Below are 20,473 nucleotides of genomic sequence, written 5' to 3'. Positions count from 1 at the left end.
GAGGGATGAACATGATAGCGGCAAAAAAAATTAAGGAACCTTTTGGAGACCGACTGTTTTTGTTAGGTATTTATATCTTTTTGACTCTGCTTATGCTAGCCGTTCTATATCCGCTCCTTTATATTGTAAGTTCATCATTTAGCTCACCTAGAGCAGTCGTATCGGGACAAGTATGGCTACTGCCCGTTGAGTTCAGCCTAAAGGCATATAAGTCGATCTTTAATAGCACCCAGCTTATGTATGGATACTACAATACAATCATTTACACGGTTTTCGGAACGCTGATCAATTTGGTGTTCACCGTACTGCTTGCTTATCCGTTGTCGGTCAAAAGTTTTTACGGTCGAAATCTTGTCATGATTCTAATGATGATTACGATGTTCTTCAGCGGCGGACTCATTCCAACCTATCTGCTCGTCAAAGATTTGGATATGCTCGACACCCGCTGGGCGATGTGGCTGCCGGGAGCTTTCTCAGTATTCCAGGTCATCGTGGCGAGAACGTTTTTCCAATCATCCATTCCAAGCGAATTATCTGAAGCGGCGCAAATTGACGGCTGCAGAGATACAAGGTATCTGGTCAGCATCGTGCTGCCTCTGTCTAAACCGATTCTCGCCGTTATGACCTTAATGTATGCGGTAGGCCACTGGAACGCGTACTTTGACGCTCTTATTTATTTAAGATCGGAGAAGCTGTTCCCGCTGCAATACGTACTGCGAAACTTACTTATTCTGAATGCGACAGATCCGGAAATGCTGGCCAACACCGCCCAGAAGATACGGGAGCAAGGGTTCGAGCAGGCGCTGAAATACGCCTTGATCGTCGTCGCTTCGGTACCGGTGCTCATTATGTATCCTTTCGTACAGAAGCATTTCGTTAAAGGCGTCATGATCGGATCATTAAAAGGTTAAGCGGATTTTCAATTATACTAAAGGAGGTGATGCGGCGGACTAGAAGCGCACGGATAGGTTTATTTGCAGGAAGTGCTGTTTGTTAAACAACCATTTTAGGAGGGGTCACATTGAAAAAAACGTTTTTCACCATGCTTGCACTCGTATTAAGCCTTACACTGGTATTGTCAGCTTGTGGAAAAAGCAATGAGGGTAATAATTCAAATTCTACAACTAACACCGGAGAGAAAAATGCAACCGAAGAAGCAGGACCGGTTACGATGACGTTTTTCGCTCCTCAAGGCAAAGCTCCCTTGGAAGACAACAGCTATACGAAGCACGTAGAGGAAAAATTCAATGTCAAAATAAAATGGGATCTCGCTCCTGCTGACGCGCTGGTAGACCGCCGTCAATTGCTGCTTGCAAGCGGCGATTATCCGGAAGTATTCCTGGAAGGCAAATTCTCGCATACGGATTTGCTGACTTACGGCAAACAAGGCGTGTTCCTGCCGTTAAATGATTTGATTGAAAAACATGCGCCGAACATTAAAGCAATGATGGAAAAGAAATCGTATTTTAAAGATGCGATTACGGCAACAGACGGCAACATTTACGCTCTTCCGCGTGTAAATGAATGCTACCACTGCACGTTCTCGCAAAAGTTTTGGATGAACAAAGAATGGCTTGATAAGGTTGGCTTAGCGGTTCCTACTACGACAGACGAGCTTTATACCGTATTGAAAGCTTTCAAAGAGAAGGATCCGAACGGCAACGGCAAAGCCGATGAGATCCCTCTTACTGGCGCACCGAACAAAAACGTATGGAACGGAAACATCGACGCTTATTTAATGAACTCCTTCATCTATAACGATAATGGCAAATACTTGACTTTAACCGACGGCAAGGTAGACTTTGCTCCTAATAAAGAAGGCTGGAAGCAAGGGTTGATCTATATGAACAAGCTGTACAAGGAAGGCTTAATCGATCCGGCTTCGTTCACGCAAAACGATCAGGCCATCGGTCAGCTCGGAAACCGCGAAGGCGACGAAATCGTAGGCTCGATTACGACAGCGCTCGTCAGCTACCTGGTCAATCCGTACGATGCTAAGCTTACGAGACACAAGCACTGGGTAATCGTGCCGCCGCTCAAAGGACCTGAAGGCGTGCAGCTCGCAGGCGCTTCGCAAGGCATTGGCGAATTCCAGTTTGCTCTAACGAACAAAGCATCCGAGGCGCAGCAAATCGCAGCGATCAAAATGATGGACTATGCTTTCAGCGAAGAAGGTGCAATTAAGAGCGAGTACGGCGCGGAAGAAGGCGTCGGCTACAAAACGGCAGAAGCTGGCGAGAAAAATATCGACGGCCAGCCAGCCAAATACAGCTTCAAAGGTTTGCCGGAAGCTGATCCGGACGTCATCCGCAACGACAGCTGGTCCTTGATGGGACCGAAGGATTTGACGAAGGAGTTCCGCGACCTGTTTGCAGTAGGACAGGATCCGCTCGCTGCAGATGGCTACGAAACGCGTCTTTCACAAGCGACTAACGCATATGCACCTTATTCGCCTAAAGAAATTTACCCGTCCGGCGTCTTTATCCGTCCGGAGGACACCGATGCCGCATCGCAGCTGACGACAGCGATTCAAGACTATGTAACAACCAACATGGCTCAATTCATTATCGGCAGCAAAGACGTTCAGAAGGATTGGGATGCTTACGTGAAAGGCTTTGACGGCTTGAACCTAGCTAAATATATTGAGATTTACAGTAATGCGATCAAAAAAGAATAGTGTTAACTAAATGCGAGCAGGAAGCATAGCCTTGGGGCTAGCTTCCTGCTGCTTATCTTTGAACCTGGAGGAGACTATCCATGAGCTATAAGGATTCATCGCGGCCTACCTTCGAGCGGGTAGAAGATTTGTTGAAGAAAATGACGTTAAATGAGAAAATCGGCCAGCTGCTGCAACCGTTTGGCTGGAAAACATATATGAAGGAAAATGGAAAGGTCTCGCTATCTGAAGCGTTCCAGGAGCAAGTGAAAAACGGCGGCGTCGGTTCGCTTTATGGCGTGCTTCGCGCCGATCCATGGACCGAGGTTACGCTGGAGAACGGCCTTTCGCCCGAAGAAGGAGCAAAGGCTATAAATGATATCCAGCGCTACGTCATCGAAAATTCCCGCTTGGGCATTCCCATTTTGTTCGGGGAGGAGTGCTCGCACGGGCATATGGCGATCGGTGCGACTGTTTTTCCGGTGCCGTTATCGGTAGGAAGCACATGGAATGTCGATTTGTACCGCGACATGTGCCGGGCAATTGCTCTTGAGACGAGAAGCCAGGGAGGGGCGGCAACCTATTCGCCTGTGCTCGACGTTGTGCGCGATCCGCGATGGGGCCGTACGGAGGAATGCTTTGCCGAGGACCCTTACTTGATCGGTGAGTTAGCGGTTGCGGCAGTGGAAGGGCTTCAGGGTGACCGCTTGGATGCTCATGACAGCGTTATCGCAACGTTAAAGCACTTTGTTGCTTACGGCAGCTCCGAGGGAGGAAGAAACGCAGGTCCTGTTCATATGGGCATGCGCGAGCTTCACGAATCGGATTTACTTCCGTTCCGGAAGGGCATAGAAGCGGGTGCGCTTTCAGTCATGACCGCTTACAACGAAATTGACGGCGTTCCGTGCACATCCAATCATTATTTGCTGCAGGAGCTTCTGCGTGAACAGTGGGGCTTTGACGGGTTTGTCATAACGGATTGCGGCGCCATTAACATGCTGGCATGGGGGCATGATATAGCCGAGAACGGCGAGCATGCGTCCGTACTCGCCTTAGAAGCCGGCGTTGACATGGAGATGTCGGGCGAAATGTTCGGCAAGCATCTGGAGTCGGCGGTAAACAAAAAGCTGCTTGACGAAAGCCTATTGGACGCTGCCGTAAAACGCGTATTAAACATTAAATTTAAGCTGGGATTATTTGAGAACCCGTATGTCGATCCGGCGAAAGCGGCTGAGGTTATCGGGTGCAGTAAGCATGTGGAGCTTGCGAGACAAGTGGCACAGGAAAGCATCGTATTATTAAAAAATGACGGGCGGACGCTGCCGCTAAGTAAAGAGACGCGGAAAATAGCCGTAATCGGGCCAAATGCCAACCATATGTACAACCAATTGGGTGACTATACGTCCCCTCAAAAGCGTGGTCAGATCGTTACGCTGCTCGATGGCATCCGCAATAAGCTGGGCAGCGGCGCGGAGGAGCAATTGCTCTATGCGCTTGGCTGCCGGATTAAGGGTGATTCGAGAGAAGGCTTCGAGCGTGCGCTTGCTTGCGCAGAGCAAGTGGACGTTATCATCATGGCCATCGGCGGATCCAGCGCGCGGGACTTCGGCGAAGGCACGATCGATTTGAGGACGGGGGCATCTGTCGTTACGGAACACGCATGGAGCGATATGGAATGCGGCGAAGGCATTGACCGCGCAAGCCTCAGTCTGCTTGGGGTTCAGCTTGAGCTCGTTCAGGAGATCCATAAGCTGGGGAAGCCGGTCATTGTCGTATATATCAACGGCCGTCCCATCGCCGAGCCATGGATTGACGAGCATGCCCATGCGATCGTGGAGGCCTGGTATCCCGGACAAGAAGGAGGAAATGCGATTGCCGATATTTTATTCGGCGATACGAATCCTTCCGGCCGCTTAACGGTTTCCGTTCCTAAGCATGTAGGGCAGCTACCTGTCTACTATAACGGTAAAAGAAGCAGAGGAAAGCGGTATTTGGAAATGGACAATAAGCCGCAGTATCCGTTTGGATACGGGCTAAGCTATACCGAATTTCAATACGACGGCTTGCGGGTCTCACCGCAGCATATTACGCCGGATGGCGAGGCAACCGTACAAATTGAGGTTACGAATGTCGGAAGCGTCGCAGGAGCAGATGTCGTACAGCTGTACATTATGGATAAAGTCAGCTCCGTTACTAGGCCTAATAAAGAATTGAAAGGATTCTGCAAAGTGCATTTAGCGCCGGGAGAGACGAAGACGGTTACATTTACGGTGACGGGAGAACATTTGCAATTGATCGATCGAAATTATGAGCCGATTGTTGAAGAGGGGGAATTCACTCTGATGGTAGGAAGAAATGCCGAGGAGTTCGTCAGCACTAATTTATTTGTTTTCAAAGAGGTGGTAAAGCATGCATAGAATTAATCGTTTTTTGAAAAAGCTGGCAAGCATGCAATGGCGGGAGGCAATCGAGCTTCCCGATTGGGAAATGAGAAAAGCCCGTTATATCCTGCCGGGCGTTTATGAATATGAGTCGGAAGAGTTTTCGCTGCAGTCGCTGGATCCTTTGAACAGTACGCAAGGGGTTACCTATTTTTTGCGGAAGCAGCTTGAAATTCCTTGCTCCTGGTGGTCCGATCCTATCGGTCTTATTGTAGATGGCGGGGGCGAGGGCCTGCTTAAGGTCGATGGCATTCCGTATCACGGCGTTGACCGCAATCATTCCTTCGTTCCGCTTCATCTTGGCGGCGTAGGATCCAGTCCGCTCATTGAAATCGAGCTGTATGATCCGATTCCGGAGCCGGCTGATCCGTTAAATGCGCAAGCAACGATAAATCCGCCTATTACATTTCTTCGAATGAAGCTCGTTCGCGTCAATAAATCCCTGCAAAGCCTGTTGTATAGCGCCCAAGCGGCTTACGAATCTATTTTGCTGCTCCCCGAACAGGATTTAAAGCGGCTGCGGATCAGGGATGCGCTGTATGAAATGATGGATGAGACGGAGCGGCAACTGAGCATCGAGTGTGTCGAAGGTGATTGGCCGCGCATATTGGAGGATAGGCTTGCAAAAGTCATAAAATCGGTTGCGCCTGCTTCAGGCTTGAACGGAACGATGCATTTGGTTGGACAGTCTCATATTGACATCGCCTGGCTGTGGCCGGTTCGGGAAACCGTTCGTAAGGTGAGTCGGACGTTCTCGACCATGAACACGCTGATGAAGGAATATCCGGATTTTGTTTATACGCAGAGCCAGCCGCTGCTGTATGCTTTTGCGAAGGAGCATTATCCTGAATTATATGAACAAATTAAACAAAGAGTAGCCGAAGGCCGTTGGGAATTGGTTGGCGGCATGTGGGTGGAGCCGGATTTAAATATTCCAAGCGGTGAATCGTTGGTACGGCAAATTTTGTACGGACAGCTGTTTTATAAGGAAGAGTTCGGCAAAACCTCTAACATTGAATGGCTGCCCGATACGTTCGGTTACTGCGCTTCACTGCCGCAGCTATTAAAGCTTGCGGGCGTCGATTATTTCATGACGACGAAATTAAATTGGAACGACACGAACGTATTTCCCTACGATTTATTCCATTGGGTCGGTATTGACGGCTCATCCGTCGTTTCGTATTTGAACCACGGCTTGAACGAGCATACGAGGCCGAAGGATATTCATGAGCATTGGCAATCTTACCGGCAAAAAGACAAGCTGGACGAGCTTATGCTGCTTTACGGTCATGGAGACGGCGGCGGCGGAGTTACAAGGGAGATGGTAGAGCTCGCCCGGCGCTCCTCGCTGATGGCGGATTTGCCGAACAGCCGTTTGAGTACGGCCGCCGAGTTTTTTAGAAGTGTTGGGGAGAAGAAGAAAGCATTGCCTGAATGGCATGGCGATTTGTATTTGGAGCTTCACCGGGGAACGTATACGACACATGCCCGCAATAAACGAAGCAATCGAAAAGCGGAAGTGCTATATCGCGAGGCGGAAGTGTGGAGTCGCTTGGCCTTGGCCGGAGGGGGGGTTGCTCTTGACCAAGGGGAGAGAGTGGATGCTAAGCTTCGCGAAGGCTGGAAGCTTATTTTGCTCAATCAGTTCCATGATATTATTCCAGGTACTGCTATTCCGGAAACGTACGTTACGTCTGCTGCCGAATATGAACAGGTGTTTCAGCTGGGGCGCGAATGCCTGGAGCAATCACTTGAAGCATTGGCAGGGCGAATTTCCGTACAAGGAGAAGGGGTTCCTTACTTCGTATTCAATAGCTTGGGCTGGGAAAGAGATGAAGTCGTTTATATTGAAGTAGATGAGGCGATGCAGGATTTCGCCGCATTCGATCAGAACGGTGCACGGTTGGAAAGCGATATCGTGCGGGAGGGGACCGCTACCGGTAAAGTGGCTTTGGCAGTAAGCGTGAAGAGCATTCCTGCTTTTGGTTATACAACGGTTTGGCTGCGCGCTTCTGAGCAGACAGCGCCGGAAACGACGGAGCTTACGGCGAAGCTGGAGAATACATGGGATACGGGGTATTACCGTATTGAATTTAATGCGGCAGGCGAGATTGTGCGCTGGTACGATAAATCAGCAGAACGTGAGTTGATTGCGGCAGGGAAAAAAGCTAATGAGCTTCAGCTTTTTCACGATAAGCCGCTTTATTGGGATGCCTGGGATATCGATCCCCGGTTTGATTCGCAGCGTGCAGGTTCTGCAAGGCTGCTTAGCAAGGAAGTGGTGCTTCAAGGGAACTCGCAGGACGTTCTCCGCTTTCAGTGGCAGCTTAACCGCTCTCTCGTTATTCAAGATATCGTTTTTTACCATGATCAGAAACGGGTTGATTTTAAGACCCGGGTGGATTGGAAGGAAGAGCATAAGCTGCTGAAGGTCGCTTTCCCTGTCGATATCGTTGCAAGCAAAGCGACTTATGAAATTCCGTTCGGCGCGCTGGAAAGGCCGACGCATTCGAATACGAGCTGGGAGAAGGCTCAATATGAGGTTTGCGGCCACCGTTTCGCGGATTTGTCCGAAGGTAATTACGGGGTAAGCTTATTAAACGATTGCAAATACGGCTACGATATTAAAGGAAGCACGATCAGGCTCTCTTTATTGCGTGCCCCAAGATGGCCTGATTTGACTGCGGATCAAGGAGAACACGAATTTACGTATTCGCTATATCCGCACGAGCAAGATTGGCGCGGCGCTCACGTCGTCCGCAGAGCGGCGGAGCTTAACCATCCGGTCCGGGTAGCGGCAGGCAGAAACGATACTGCAGATGCAGCGGGACGTGGAGGCAGCGATAATCTCCCTGTTCAGCTCGAAATGATGCCGTTTGAAAGCAAACATGTCATTTTGGATACGATGAAAGCTGCCGAGCGGGGAGAGGGAACGATTTTCCGCTTTTATGAATCTGCCGGAGGACGGGAGAAGATCACCATTCATCTGCCGTTTGCTGCGAGGGAGGCGTTCGTCGTCAATTTGCTGGAGGAGGAGCTGTACCGGTTGGACATTCAGGATGGGGCCGTGCAGCTGGACTTTAAACCGTTTGAAATTAAAAGCATTCGTATTTTCACGCTTTAATGTGAAGCTGTGATGGGCAGGTTGGTAAGGATATAAAAAGCGGGGTTAGCTGATGATGCTAATCTCGCTTTTTTTTAGGTAATTATCTCGCCGGCGCTATCGAGGAACGTTTGAGGGGGGTACAGGTGCACATTGAATCAAACTTTTTTCATTTTCAGAAGGTGTTAAGCATAGAGTTTGTTACTGAAACACACTGATAGATGCAGCACAAATTCCTTCCCGTTAATGCCAAACGAATATATCAAATGAAAAGAGGCGTTTGTAATGAGTGAAATCAGAGAGCAGCTGGTATACAGCGAAGAGCATGAATGGGTGTCGAAGGTAGAGGGGCAAACCGTACGAATCGGCATTACCGATTATGCGCAAAGCCAGCTGGGCGATATTGTATTCGTCGAATTTCCGGAGGCGGGAGCGGTGGTGACAGCGGGCGACAGCGTGGGCACGATCGAATCGGTAAAGACGGTATCCGAGCTTTACAGTCCGGTAACGGGAACGGTTACCAAGGTAAATGAGTCGCTCATCGGCCAGCCGGAGCTTTTAAACGAAGAGCCGTATGATGGCGGCTGGATTTTCGAGGTGGAGGTGGACGGAAGCGTGGAGGAAGCATTCGGCAAGCTGCTAACGGCAGATGCTTACCGCGCTCTTATCGATTAGAATTGCGAAAGATGTGTTTAGAAGGAAGAAGGTGAGCGAAGCCCGCTCACCTTTTTTCGCGTCCAATATAAAACTTTAACATCACAAGCAGCTCGTTACCCAGTAGGTTATATCATAATGGTTGGGCTGGATACTTTAATGCACCGCGTTCCTTCAAGCTGGATAGATCGTTTGCTTTTAGCATGTGTTCGGACAACGTGTAAAGAGTGTTACCCGCATACAGGATGCGCCGTACCGATTTTGTATAATCGAAGCCGTATTGTCCGCTCTTTGCCAGATCATCAGCAGTCAAATGTGTAATTTTGCCGCGCAGCGTGAAGCCCTTCTGCAGATCAACGTGATACACGTACGCTCCTTGATAAGCGAATTCCCCATAAGCTGGGATGTTATTAGAGTCCAGCTTCTCCTTGTTTTTAATTTCCATCACTTCGACAGGGAACGCTAGTAGCCCTTTGTCCTTCGAAAACAGCAGCGCCTTATGATCATACAGTAAAGCGGAATGTGTACCGCGGTCTCCGATAACCTCTTTAAATTTCTCTTTCGGATGGCTGACGTCCGAGACGTCGAACAGAGCTATTTTCATCCCTTGATAAAAGGCCATTGTTTCATCTGTGCTCATCCCCTTTGAAGGGAGCTCGATCGTTTCCTTACCGAAGCCAATAATGTGATTCTCGTCATAAGGATGCAAATAGTCGCTATAGCCGGGAATTTTCAGCTGTCCGAGGACAGCGGGCTTCGCCGGGTTACGCAAATCGATTGCGAACAATGGATCGACATTACGGAACGTAACCATATACGCGCGGCTTCCCATGAAACGGACCGAATAAATACGCTCACCCGGAGCAAGCCCTTCCAGCTTATCGATTGTACTTAGCTTCTCATCCAGCACATACAGGTTGTTCGTGGAGCTGGCTTCGCCGCTTGCCCACATGTCGCCTTTCGTAACGGCGATACGGAAAAAACCGTCATGCTCATCCATCGAGAATTGGTTCAAAATAGCACCGGGAACCAAGCCTGCGCCAATATAGACAACCCGTCCTTGATCGAGGCGGAATTTGTGAATTTGTGTTTCTTGCCGGTAAGTGTCACCAGTCGCCACATATTTCGGAATTGCCACGTATAAATGCTTCTCGGAAGCGTAGATCGTCTGACCGGATCCTAGATAGCCCGATACTTGCAATGGCTGCTCGGAAGCGTCGAGGTCGAGTGCGCCGACAAGCAGCATGCTGGTGTCCGGGGACTCAGGGAAGTAACGAATCTTATCGAGTGGCAAGGACATCATCTCTTTAGATGCCGCGGAGTCGCTGTACACCGGCTCAAAAGAACGGGCAAGGTCTGTGCTGGCTTTATCGCCGCCGCTATCTCCTTTCTCATATATAGCATACGTATAGTTATATTTGTTCGTCACGATATACAGGGCACTGGCGATTTTGCGAGAGGAAATATAGCTGCCTTCCTGCTCGGTCTCACGTACGAGCTTCGGCTGTCCGGCAGCATTTAGCTCGTAGATGAACGTCTTTACCATGGTACGGGACGGAAACGGCATTCCAATCCCTCTCTTTGCATCGGAGGAAGCCGCAATATCGGCACTTCCTTCGCTGCTTACAGTTTGATCCCCGCCGCTCGCTGGAGCATCATAAGGCAAGCTGACATGGCGCTGACCGATTACGACTAACTGCTTGTCATCGACGTATAGCTCCTGCGGGTAAAAGCTATTCTTCTGAGCATATTCAAGCTTGGCAACTAGCTTTGGCTTCGCGGGATCGGCAATGTCTGTAATAAGCACGCGCGAGCCGCTTAGCTGATAAATGAAGTGTCCGTCTGTTTTGGCCCAGTCGGCTTCATCCACACCTTCGACCTGCACATTCGTATTTGAGTAGTCAGCTTCATTAGAAGGAGCGGATGAGGTAGGCGCTGCCGCTTCACTACTATCTGCTGTAGCTGCGACCTCCGTCTTGGCGACACCATCCATGGCATTATTAATACCCAGAGCAAAGGCCGATTCCATGATCTCACGCAGCTTATCCGCGGAACCAATAGTCGGCAGCTCCGCCGGATCGTCAATAGTGACGATCCGTTTCACGCTATCCCAGGCAACGACAGCGCCAAGCGCTTCAGATAACGCACGCAGCGGAACCATCGTAACGCCGCCGAGCAGGCGGGCAGGTGCATCTAAATGAACAGGCTTACTATTTGCCGTCATTTGTGCCGACCCGATCGTGATTGAAGCCATACGGTCTGCACGCGTTAATGTCACCGTCTGTTTACCTTCCGCACCGGCATCATAGCCTACTTCAGCATCCAAAGCCTCTGCAATTTCCCGCAAAGGTACAATGGTTTTACCGCTCTCGATAAACGCCGGTGCCGATAATGCCAGCACGGCACCCCGCACAACAATTTGAATATCCGACTGCGCAGCAGCCCCATTGTTGAACACTCCCCCTCCAGCGGGTGAAATGAGCAGCAACACAGCAAGCAGTAAAGCTATAGCAGCTTTCTTCCGCATCATAAGTCCTCCTTCTCAGCATCAAAATGTCTCATTTCGATCATTGTCTTATTACCCTCATAAACGAGCTAATGGACATAATGGTTGCGCTAGAGAAGTGCTCTTCTTTATTAAATTTTCTTGCGCTGGCCGTGCAGCATCGGAGTCTGGAAGTTATTGTTCCAGTAACCGCTCAATCGTCGGCAAATCAGCCGGAGCCCATCGCAAGGCTGACAATTTATTGATCGGCAGCCAAATGAGCCTCTCATGCTCTTTGGCAGTGGGCTTTCCTGCCACTATTGTGGCAAAGTATGTAATGAGCCGGACGATAATCGCCGGATATTCATGAACAGCGTCTGCTACTAGCCCGCCAACCTTGATCGTACATCCAAGCTCTTCATTAATCTCTCGGATTAAACTGGCTTCCGGCGTTTCTCCGGGTTCTATTTTACCACCCGGAAATTCCCAAAGACCGGGCATCGACATCATTTGCGAACGAAGTGCGCATAGCACTTCATTCTTTTCGTTTAGGATCACGGCACCAACGACATCGATTTTTTTCATAAAAAAGCTCCTTCAATAGTAGTAAATTTTTCACCATAGTTGATGCATGTGTTATTAGTCTATCCAGTATATTGGGCAGCCTTATTTTTTCATCAAGACATCCTAATATTTTGTAATATTTTTTCGAAAATAGGCAAATGTTAGAAGGGACTCTATCGAAGAATGTCGAAATATAGTGAAGCATAACCATTTATATTATTGACCTTCTGAGGTGCTGAATGAAAGCTTTATATAAATTTTCGATCGCCTTCGTGCTTTCTCTATTCATCGCAATCCCTATTCTAGCGGCTCCAGCCTTAGCACTTACAGACGCTCCAACCACTGGGATTACGGAGTGGGAAATGAAATGGGAGGAGGATCCGGAAAGTACCGTCCAGGAGGCTTCTTCTCATCAGAGGTTTGGAGAGTGGCGAACCTTCTCTTATGGGGATGAATTGCCTGTAAAACCTGCCGAAATAAAATCAGCCTGGTTGAGATTTCAGCTTCCAGAGTTCGATTTTGCACGCCCATCGTTGTTGATTAGTAAGCTTACCGCCAAAGATGTTAAGATTTTTATTGATAATCGGCTCGTTTATGAATCTCGTAGAGATTATCCGTACAATAAAAATGAAATTTTGCTTTCTTTAAGCTCCAATGAATCCAATAAAATGGTTTATGTTCTTCTACATACCGATTCAAATTGGTTAGGATTAAAGGAACAAATTAAAATTGGTGAGAACCAGACGCTTAGCAAGGACTATATGAAGCATGATATGCTTGATGTAGTTTTGGGAGCGGCACTTTTATTTGTTTCGCTCGCTATGTTTTTATGTCTCATATTTTTGAATAAAACTTATTTGGCCGGTTGGAATTCACTTTGTATCGTTATTTTTTCAATTGGACTAATGATTCTCTCTCTCTCTCCTTATGTACATAACATATATCGGGAGCATGGATTTGCGATTTACTACTTGTTCGATATCGCTTCAAACTTAATTATGCCTTCTATGTTTTTCTTCTTTGAGAAAATATTCGGAAGGGGTCCTTTCGGACTTATTACTCGGTTTAGAAAGATCCTAGTTATTATTTCAACAGTTTCTATTTTATGGCTATTTGCTTCTTTTACATCTGATAAGATTAATAGCATATATACCTCGAGTACAATTATTTCTTTTGGTGGCTCTGTAATAATCGGAAATATGTTGCTTTTTATTTTTCTCATAAAATATTGTTTACAAAGAAATAGAGAAGCGATTATTTTAACTACAGGATTTGGTGTTTTCGCTGCCATCGGTGTCTCAGAAGTAATATGGTATTTTATTCAGGATAGGAATTACGATCTGTTTTTTTGGAAATGGGGCATTCTTAGTTTTATAGCATCACTGGCCATCATACTAGCAAGAAGAATATTGCAAAACTACGAACAGGTTGTGATTTACTCCAAGCAGCTTGAGGTGTTCAATAATGAGCTTCAACGATCTGAAAAAATGGAGATTATCAGCCAATTGGCTGCTTCAGTAGCTCATGAGGTACGCAACCCATTGCAGGTGACAAGAGGTTTTCTCCAGTTACTTCAAGACAAAACAACGAACGATAAAGAGAAAGGCTTTATGGTACTAGCAATAGATGAACTGGACCGGGCGTCAGAGATTATTACAGATTTTTTAACGTTCGCTAAACCACAGCTTGAACAGACAACACTTCTGAATATTGCAGAGGAGCTCCGGCAAATTGAAGGAATATTAGTACCTTTAGCGACTATGCAGGGTGGAGTCATTAAAGTCGATTTGGAATCTGATTTATACGTACGTGGAAATTCTTCTAAATTAAAGCAAGCGCTTATAAATATCATTAAAAATAGTATTGAAGCATTAAATGAAGAAGGAGCTATCTTAATCCGCGCATATATCGATGATGACACAAAAAATATTGTCATTTGCATAAAAGATAACGGTGAGGGAATGAGCGAGGCTGATCTTAAAAGACTCGGGGAACCATATTATTCCAAGAAAACGAAAGGCACTGGTCTGGGATTAATGGTGACATTCCGGATTATTGAAGTGATGCAAGGAAAAATTGAGTTTATTAGTAAAAAAGGTGTTGGTACGGAGGCTATAATTCACTTTCCTTCTGCAAAATAAAAGCGCTGATTGCTCATTTCTGAGTTAACCAGCGCTTTTTTGTATGAATTTATTCCCAAGCGGCGCCATTTACATTATTTATACTCGCAGCATCTGCAGGACTTTGCGGGATGACTAAGTAATATTTGTTAGCTGTTTCTTCCACAGCTTCCACTTCAATTGTATCCGGTATTTCAATACCAAAGGCATCTTTAACGGCTGCTTTCGGATTGGCGAGGAGTTGTTTTTTGAATTCGGCATCTTCCCAAGCTTTTTGAATGATTTGATCTTTTAACGTTTGCTCTGCGGACACAATAATCATCACCTTCCGAATATGTATAAGTTTACCATACTCAGTCTATCATGCCCGTTCGACAATTTCTATATAAAATTACAAGAATTCGACAAATTATGGTCAAAATAGAATCTATAGTACCTTTTTAATTGATTTAGTAGACAAAAAGTAATTCAGTCCGCCCTTCAGCAGCTGCAATCTATTTGTGTCTAAAGTCTCGGCAATCTGGTCCAAATGATTTACGAGATAGGCATGAAAGTCTAGTAGTTCGCCTGCTTCCACCCGCAACGAAAGCAGCTGCTCATGATTGTCAGAAGCAATATTCGCATATTGCTTCATGCAGCCACGGACATAGATCGACGATTCTACCTCCTGAAAAGTTAATGGTTCCTTCACAGCTCCACCCGCAGCGATCATCGCCAGCAAGCCATTGTAGCTGCCTTCCGTCAAATCCTCCTTCCAGTCCGCCCAGTCATCGGACATCTGCAGCGTCATGAGCACGATATCTACTGCTTCTTCCATGGTACCGATAAGCTCATCACGCCCGGATAGCAGCAGCGCTCCCGTGCTTGCGATTTTGACCGGACCCGCTTTCCCGGCCGTTCGGATCGGATTATTGACGAAGTAATCATCATTCTGTTCGTTCATTACGCTGTCCGCCCAGGTTGTCACATAACGGTTATAGTAATCCCAGAACGGTGAGTTCGAAGGGAACAAGGGACGAAATACGCTGAACATCTCAAGCACCAGCAGATTGCCGAGCGCGAGCTGCTCTTTCCAATTAGAGGAAGGACTGCTGTCCATTACGTCATCCTGTATAAAGAAATAAAGCATTCCATATATATTAGCTAATGCCAGCCGCTGACACTGCTCATCGCTGATCGCAGCCGGTTCTTTTATCCAAAAGGGGAGCAGGCAGCAGATGTAATCTTTACCGCTTTCATGTTTGACCGGATTGAACTTGTCCGCATATGCAAGACCAATCGTATTTAACGGTGAGGGAAATGCTGCGATCCGGCGCTCCGCCTCCGAATAAATGAACTCGAGCTGCTGCTTATAACGGTTATACCATTCCATTTCAATATCCTCCGTGACGACCGAATAGATTGTTTCGTTCATACTAAAATGCAATTTCGGGCATATAAATAGAAAATGAACGGTGTCAATTCTTTCCTACTATATCACGTCTCTCACAAGCAAAAGTTAACAATTTTTTAAAGATGAGACAGAAAAGGGCGATCTCCTTGTTGAGTAAAATGTGAATATCCAGTAAAATGGAGACAAGGTATAGTAGTTCGAAAGGTTGCGGGACAATCATCTGTCAAACTATGCTTACAAAACTGGACTAAGGTCGAGGATGCACCTATTACCTGAGCAGGTTTAGAAATTCCTTCTCCTGCATTAAAGTTAATACCTAGATGAAAGTTCTTTAATGTGGAGGTAGTACGGCATGAGTAGAGATGCTGAAATTTATGTGCTTTTGACGGATACAGGAACGTTATTTACTAGGACGATTAAGTGGTTTACGAAAGATCCTATGAATCATGCTTCTATAGCATTCGACCGGGATTTGAACGAGGTATACAGCTTCGGCAGGAAAAATCCGAACAATCCTTTTTTTGCGGGATTTGTGAAAGAGGACGTGCGCAGCGAATTTTTTGAGCATTCGACCTGCGCGCTTTACAGATGCACGGTTAGTCACGGCGCTTATATGAACATCAGAACGCAAATTCATCATATGGAACAAAATAGTGAGCTGTATAAATACAATTTGCTCGGTATGCTCGGCATTATGTTCAACATTGAGATGAAACGGGAACACGCATACTTCTGCTCCCAGTTTGTGGCATCGGTCTTCGAGCAAGGCGGCGTGAGTTTGGTGAATAAGCCTTCGCTCTTTGTAAGGCCGGGCGATTTGGAAAATACGGCAATGCTTGAGTTAGTATATCACGGAAAGCTGCATTCCTATACAGGCTGCAAGGAAATGCAAGCGACAGGAACATTTCAAACCGCTTAACGAAGATCTCTTATGTGGAGATCTTTTTTCTTTGGAAAGGATTGATGATCATGTCCATTATTAGTTTCGGTATTATCGGAGGCGGTTGGAGAGCGGAGTTTTACATTCGTATTGCAAATGCAATGCCTGAACGGTTTCGTATTCATACGATGCTTATTAGGGACGAGGAGAAAAGCCATGCGATGGAAGCCAAATGGGGCATTCCGACCGTTCGGACGCTGGAACAGTTTGCAGCGGAGTCGGCTCATTATAGCTTTGCCGTTGTTTCCGTGCCGCGAACAGCCGCACCGGATTTCATTCGCAGCTTGGCTCAGCGCAATATTCCGGTGCTGGCCGAAACGCCACCCGCAGCTGATTTAGTGGCGCTTAGCGCGCTGTATAGCTCGCTGCCCAGGGGAGCGAAGGTACAGGTGGCTGAGCAATATTTGTATCAGCCCATGCATGCGGCGCGCATCCAGCTTGCGCGCTCCGGCAAGCTGGGTGAAATCAAGCATGTGCAGGTTTCTGCTGCTCATGACTATCACGGAATAAGCCTCATAAGGCAGCTGCTTGGTATCGGCTTCGAGGAAGCCGTTATTAACGGGCAAAGCTTTGTTTCACCGATTGTGCAAGGCCCGGACAGGAAAGGAGATCCTTCTAAGGAGCACGTCATTCAATCGGAGCAGCATATCGTATCGCTGCGCTTTGGCGACAAGCTGGCCGTTTACGATTTTACGCGCGATCAATATTTCTCTTGGATAAGGCGCAGCCGAATTCTTGTTAGAGGCAGCAAGGGCGAGTTGGTTGATGCGGAAGCGAGTTACCTGCAAAATTACAAAACACCGGTCTATACGGAGCTGCGCAGAGTAGATACGGGTCATCATGGCAATTTGGAGGGCTATTATCATCGCGGAGTGATGGCGGACGGGGAATGGCTGTACCATAATCCGGCAGCTCCGGCAAGGCTTAGCGATGATGAGATCGCGATAGCGACTTGTTTGCTTAACATGGGTAAGTATGCCGCGGGTGAAGGAGCCTCCTTTTACAGCTTGGCTGAGGCGGCCCAGGATCATTATTTGTCCATATTGATGGGCAGGGCAGTAGAATCAGGAATGAAGATTACGACAGAAAAGCAAGTTTGGATGTAGCTGCAAATGTAGAGTACAATAATAGAATACCTATGAGTTATAAGCGGAAGCCGCTCACCCTTAGGGGCAGCGGCTTATTCATATGAAAGGGGTTACAATAAAATGAAAAGGATTCTCGTCATTTATGGCTTGCTCATCATTACGTTCATGCTGTTCGTTTTCTATAACCAAAATAATGGATCCCGTAATGCCGATTCGAATCCTTGGGAGCAGATGGATGAAGGGCTGCGCGGCACGATCGATGAGAGATACGTAATGGTCACTTTTCTCTCCGGCATCGAGTATTGGAAAACGGCGATCAAAGGGTTCGAGGATAGCGCCCAGGCGCTTAACGTATCGGTTGAATACCGCGGGGCGACGCAGTACGATGTGAATGAACAGGTTACGGTTCTTGAGCAGGTTATCGCCAAAAAACCGGCAGGTATCGCATTGTCGGTCATTAACGCGAATGCGTTGACCGATTCCATTAATAAAGCGGTAGAAGCGGGTATTCCGATCGTATTGTTCGATGCGGGCGCTGATAAGAGCAAGGCGTATTCTTTTCTTGCTACCAATAATTATAATGCGGGAGTTACGGCAGCGCATAAGATGGCCGAGCTGATTGGCAAGAAGGGGAAGGTCGCCGTTGTGACTCTTCCTAACCAGCTGAATCATCAGGACCGGACGGTCGGCTTCCAAGAGACGATTTTTAAGCAGTATCCGGAAATAGAAGTGGTGGCAATCAAAGACGGCAAGGGCGATCAGCTCGTTTCCGGACAGGCAGCCGCCGAGGTCATGAAGCAGCATCCCGATTTGCAGGGCATATTTGTAACGGAAGCAAACGGCGGAGTCGGTGTCGGACAATTATTCGAGTATAATCATAAAGTGAAGATCATCAGCTTTGATATTGACAAAGGTACGCTCGATATGGTGAAGGAAGGGACAATCTCGGCTACGCTTGCCCAAGGAACGTGGAATATGGGATATTGGTCGCTGCAGTTTTTGTTCCATCTCCATCACAACATGACAGAGCAGAGCGCAACTGATATTAAAGACGGATCGCCGCTGCCGAAATTCGTCGATACGGGCATAACCGTCGTCACGCAGCAAAATGTTGACAGCTTCTATGCGAAATAACGGAATCGCAGTTGAAATGAGAGGGTGCCATTGAAACAGCTAAAATCTTTTCAATTAAATAATTTGCCGATACGTTATAAGCTGATTATTATGTTTTTGCTTATTAGTATATTGCCCTCGATTGGGCTCGGGCTGCTCATCGATTATACGGTTGAACGAATTGTGGGCAAGGAGGTCAATGAAAATACGCTTCAGCTCATCGGCAAAGTGAATAAGTCGCTCGAGTTCTACGTCAGCAATATGCAAAATATGACCTATCTTATTGCGTTTGACCCCGGAGTGAAGAAATTTTTAGATGGAAACGACAGCCGGGCGGCCCAAGGGGAGCCGGCGGATGATGAGTATAGCATGCGTAAATTTTTGCAGGGCTTCACGACGTTATATTCGGAAATCGCCGGCATTATGGTCGTTAATAGCAATGGCGAATATATAAGCAACGAGCTGTACGCGCGCAGCGCCCAGCCTCTGACGGAGGAGAGCTGGTTTAAGGAGGCGGTTGCGGGCAAAGGTATTTTCAAAATTGTCGGTAAGCCGCACCAGCGTAACATTACGAGTCACGCGAATTACAAGGAGGAGGAAGTCATCTCCGTTGTCCGTGCGATACTCGATCCTGATACTCAGCAGGTGAAGGGCGTTGTGCTCATCGATCTGAAGCTGCGCGTCATCGCTGAGGCAGTGAAGGATGTCAGATTAGGGAAAACCGGTTATTTGCTTGTTATAGACAACAACAGAGGTCATATTTATTCTCCTGCAAAGCCGATTATTAGCGACATTCCGAGGCAGTGGGTTATGGAAGGCAACGCAGGCACGTTCTCCCAGTCTGTGGAAGGTGAAGAACTTCAATTCATTTACCGCAAATCAACCTTTACGGATTGGACGACCGTCGGTGTATTCTCCACGCAGGAGTCGGCGCTTGAGGTCCAGGAAATCCGCTTCTATGTCATTACGTTCGTTTTCTTCCTCTGCTTGCTAAGCATTGCAGCGGCTATCTATTTGGCGCACTCGATGTCCAGGCCGATTCATCAGCTCATGTCGTTTATGCAAAAAGCGGAGGGCGGAGATCTGACGATCCGCTATTGGGGCGATCGCGAAGATGAGGTTGGCATGCTGGGGCGCAGCTTCAATACGATGCTGGCGCAAATGAGCAAGCTGCTTAGCCTGACCGAGCTTCAGGGACTGCAGAAGCGTGAGGCGGAGCTGCGCAGCCTGCAGGCGCATATTAAGCCGCATTTTTTGTACAACACGCTGGATACGATCCATTGGATGGCACGCAAAAAAGGAGCCGAGGACGTGGCCGAGGTTGTACAGTCATTGTCCAGGCTGTTCAGGATCGGGCTCAGCAAAGGCCACGACATCATTCCGCTCTCGGATGAAATCGAGCATATTCAGAGCTATCTTGTCATTCAGAAAACCAGGTATAAGGATAAGCTGAACTATACGCTTGATGTGAGTCCGGACGTTCAACATTTATACGTACTCAAGCTTTTGCTTCAGCCTATTGTAGAAAATGCGATTTACCATGGTATTAAGGAACGGAGAGGCCCCGGCCATATCGCGATTACGGCGAAGGCGGATGACGGTATCCTTATTCTCAGCGTCAGCGATGACGGTGTCGGCATGCCGCCGGAAAAGGTAGAGCAGCTGCGGAAGCTTCTGGAAAGCGCGGCAGCCGCACCTGGCGATACGGATCAAGATCTGAAGGAGCCTAAGGATATCGTGAAATCAAGGGATTCCCAGGAGCAGCAAGGCTACGGCGTTCTTAATGTACAGGCGAGAATTCAATTGACCTTCGGCGACCGCTACGGCATGATCATTGACAGCGAGGAAGGCAAGGGCACGACTGTGACGATTGAGCATCCGATTTTGAGAGATATATCCGGGTAGATTGGAGGCGT

The 20,473-nt window shown here is 47.6% G+C and carries 14 protein-coding genes; 10 read left to right on the top strand and 4 right to left on the bottom strand.

Translation table 11 applies throughout. The annotated features are described in order from the left end of the window. Positions 1-11: 11 nt before the first annotated feature. From DFP97_RS19620 to gcvH, 5 genes are all read left to right on the top strand, one after another. Entirely contained in the window at positions 12-911 is a 900-nt protein-coding gene (locus tag DFP97_RS19620; protein ID WP_114381883.1) for a carbohydrate ABC transporter permease, read from the top strand. 110 nt (positions 912-1,021) lie between these two features. Further along, positions 1,022-2,677 (top strand): type 2 periplasmic-binding domain-containing protein, encoded by a 1,656-nt coding sequence (locus tag DFP97_RS19615; protein WP_342773287.1) that lies wholly within the window; start codon positions 1,022-1,024, stop codon positions 2,675-2,677. Between the two features lie 80 nt (positions 2,678-2,757). Next, complete coding sequence (locus tag DFP97_RS19610) at positions 2,758-5,073, top strand: glycoside hydrolase family 3 N-terminal domain-containing protein (RefSeq protein WP_114381882.1); 2,316 nt, start codon at positions 2,758-2,760, stop codon at positions 5,071-5,073. After that, positions 5,066-8,221, top strand: coding sequence for an alpha-mannosidase (locus DFP97_RS19605; protein WP_114381881.1), 3,156 nt, complete (start codon positions 5,066-5,068; stop codon positions 8,219-8,221). The genes DFP97_RS19610 and DFP97_RS19605 overlap by 8 nt, the downstream gene beginning before the upstream one ends. A gap of 264 nt (positions 8,222-8,485) precedes the next feature. Continuing rightward, complete coding sequence (gcvH, locus tag DFP97_RS19600; RefSeq protein ID WP_114381880.1) at positions 8,486-8,875, top strand: glycine cleavage system protein GcvH; 390 nt, start codon at positions 8,486-8,488, stop codon at positions 8,873-8,875. 112 nt (positions 8,876-8,987) lie between these two features. On the opposite strand, the gene DFP97_RS19595 is transcribed toward gcvH, so the two are convergent. Together DFP97_RS19595 and DFP97_RS19590 are read right to left on the bottom strand one after the other, a co-directional pair. Then, on the bottom strand, positions 8,988-11,384 hold the full coding sequence (locus DFP97_RS19595; RefSeq protein ID WP_114381879.1) for a beta-propeller domain-containing protein: 2,397 nt from the start codon (positions 11,382-11,384) through the stop codon (positions 8,988-8,990). 150 nt (positions 11,385-11,534) lie between these two features. Beyond that, positions 11,535-11,924 (bottom strand): (deoxy)nucleoside triphosphate pyrophosphohydrolase, encoded by a 390-nt coding sequence (locus DFP97_RS19590; protein ID WP_114381878.1) that lies wholly within the window; start codon positions 11,922-11,924, stop codon positions 11,535-11,537. A 218-nt stretch (positions 11,925-12,142) separates the two neighbouring features. On the opposite strand from DFP97_RS19590, the gene DFP97_RS19585 reads away from it, so the two are divergent. Continuing rightward, positions 12,143-14,044, top strand: coding sequence for a sensor histidine kinase (locus DFP97_RS19585; RefSeq protein WP_114381877.1), 1,902 nt, complete (start codon positions 12,143-12,145; stop codon positions 14,042-14,044). Positions 14,045-14,093: 49 nt separating this feature from the next. Here DFP97_RS19585 and DFP97_RS19580 read toward each other — a convergent pair whose 3' ends face one another. Both DFP97_RS19580 and DFP97_RS19575 read right to left on the bottom strand, forming a co-directional pair. After that, entirely contained in the window at positions 14,094-14,336 is a 243-nt protein-coding gene (locus tag DFP97_RS19580) for an NHLP leader peptide family RiPP precursor (protein ID WP_114381876.1), read from the bottom strand. Positions 14,337-14,450: 114 nt separating this feature from the next. Continuing rightward, on the bottom strand, positions 14,451-15,395 hold the full coding sequence (locus DFP97_RS19575; RefSeq protein WP_114381875.1) for a class 1 isoprenoid biosynthesis enzyme: 945 nt from the start codon (positions 15,393-15,395) through the stop codon (positions 14,451-14,453). A gap of 373 nt (positions 15,396-15,768) precedes the next feature. Here DFP97_RS19575 and DFP97_RS19570 point away from each other — a divergent pair, with 373 nt between their 5' ends. The 4 genes from DFP97_RS19570 (at position 15,769) to DFP97_RS19555 (ending at position 20,462) form a co-directional block, all read left to right on the top strand. Continuing rightward, complete coding sequence (locus tag DFP97_RS19570) at positions 15,769-16,335, top strand: hypothetical protein (protein ID WP_114381874.1); 567 nt, start codon at positions 15,769-15,771, stop codon at positions 16,333-16,335. A gap of 50 nt (positions 16,336-16,385) precedes the next feature. Continuing rightward, entirely contained in the window at positions 16,386-17,462 is a 1,077-nt protein-coding gene (locus DFP97_RS19565) for a Gfo/Idh/MocA family oxidoreductase (protein ID WP_114381930.1), read from the top strand. 102 nt (positions 17,463-17,564) lie between these two features. Further along, the gene (locus DFP97_RS19560) at positions 17,565-18,578 is read left to right on the top strand and encodes a substrate-binding domain-containing protein (RefSeq protein WP_114381873.1); all 1,014 of its coding nucleotides are present in this window, start codon (positions 17,565-17,567) and stop codon (positions 18,576-18,578) included. Positions 18,579-18,668: 90 nt separating this feature from the next. Further along, a complete protein-coding gene (locus DFP97_RS19555; protein WP_114381929.1) occupies positions 18,669-20,462 on the top strand; it encodes a cache domain-containing sensor histidine kinase in 1,794 nt (597 codons plus the stop codon). The last annotated feature ends 11 nt before the right edge of the window (positions 20,463-20,473 follow it).

The sequence above is a fragment of the Paenibacillus prosopidis genome, assembly GCF_003337375.1.
GTDB classification, from domain to species: Bacteria; Bacillota; Bacilli; order Paenibacillales; family Paenibacillaceae; genus Pristimantibacillus; species Pristimantibacillus prosopidis.
Note: the sequence above shows the minus strand (reverse complement) of the source record. Positions and strands in the feature narration are given on the sequence as shown.

What these genes read in the sequence shown, in the direction of transcription:
- DFP97_RS19605 (WP_114381881.1), top strand. Translation starts at nt 5,066, where the DNA reads ATGCATAGAATTAATCGTTTTTTGAAAAAGCTGGCAAGCATGCAATGG.
- DFP97_RS19620 (WP_114381883.1), top strand. Translation starts at nt 12, where the DNA reads ATGATAGCGGCAAAAAAAATTAAGGAACCTTTTGGAGACCGACTGTTT.
- DFP97_RS19585 (WP_114381877.1), top strand. Translation starts at nt 12,143, where the DNA reads ATGAAAGCTTTATATAAATTTTCGATCGCCTTCGTGCTTTCTCTATTC.
- DFP97_RS19555 (WP_114381929.1), top strand. Translation starts at nt 18,669, where the DNA reads ATGTTTTTGCTTATTAGTATATTGCCCTCGATTGGGCTCGGGCTGCTC.
- DFP97_RS19565 (WP_114381930.1), top strand. Translation starts at nt 16,386, where the DNA reads ATGTCCATTATTAGTTTCGGTATTATCGGAGGCGGTTGGAGAGCGGAG.
- DFP97_RS19570 (WP_114381874.1), top strand. Translation starts at nt 15,769, where the DNA reads ATGAGTAGAGATGCTGAAATTTATGTGCTTTTGACGGATACAGGAACG.
- DFP97_RS19595 (WP_114381879.1), bottom strand. Translation starts at nt 11,384, where the DNA reads ATGATGCGGAAGAAAGCTGCTATAGCTTTACTGCTTGCTGTGTTGCTG.
- DFP97_RS19560 (WP_114381873.1), top strand. Translation starts at nt 17,565, where the DNA reads ATGAAAAGGATTCTCGTCATTTATGGCTTGCTCATCATTACGTTCATG.
- DFP97_RS19610 (WP_114381882.1), top strand. Translation starts at nt 2,758, where the DNA reads ATGAGCTATAAGGATTCATCGCGGCCTACCTTCGAGCGGGTAGAAGAT.
- DFP97_RS19590 (WP_114381878.1), bottom strand. Translation starts at nt 11,924, where the DNA reads ATGAAAAAAATCGATGTCGTTGGTGCCGTGATCCTAAACGAAAAGAAT.
- DFP97_RS19575 (WP_114381875.1), bottom strand. Translation starts at nt 15,395, where the DNA reads ATGGAATGGTATAACCGTTATAAGCAGCAGCTCGAGTTCATTTATTCG.
- gcvH (WP_114381880.1), top strand. Translation starts at nt 8,486, where the DNA reads ATGAGTGAAATCAGAGAGCAGCTGGTATACAGCGAAGAGCATGAATGG.